At 59.8% G+C, this 311-nt stretch carries 1 protein-coding gene; it reads right to left on the bottom strand.

What is annotated here, in order from left to right:
• The coding region (locus tag V5T82_RS18175) for a hypothetical protein (protein ID WP_332897089.1) at nt 1-311 on the bottom strand (311 nt) is incomplete at both ends.

Here is a 311-nt window from a genome sequence, read left to right as displayed (position 1 = left end):
GGGGCCGGACCAGACTTCTTGCACGCGCGACGGTTTGTTTGCGGCCGCTTGGGCAGACTTCACACGTTGGCGCGTGGCGTCGGAGAAGGTGGAGATCTGTCGCTTTGGTTTCAGTTGTTTGATCGTCTTAAAATCGTTGACGCGCAGGTATCTGCCCGTCAACGGGTCTTGCATGGGACCCTCCGGGCCTTGCAACACCGGGTTGGTTTTGGATTTGGGAACCTTGAGTGCCAGCGAGGCGTTACTGAGGGAGGACGTTTGTCGCGGTGTGCCCAGCGCGTTGTTGGGTTGCGTGCGCTTTGGCGTGCTCC

The organism is Magnetovibrio sp. PR-2, assembly GCF_036689815.1.
GTDB lineage: Bacteria > Pseudomonadota > Alphaproteobacteria > Rhodospirillales > Magnetovibrionaceae > Magnetovibrio.
This window is presented reverse-complemented; position numbering and strand designations above follow the sequence as displayed.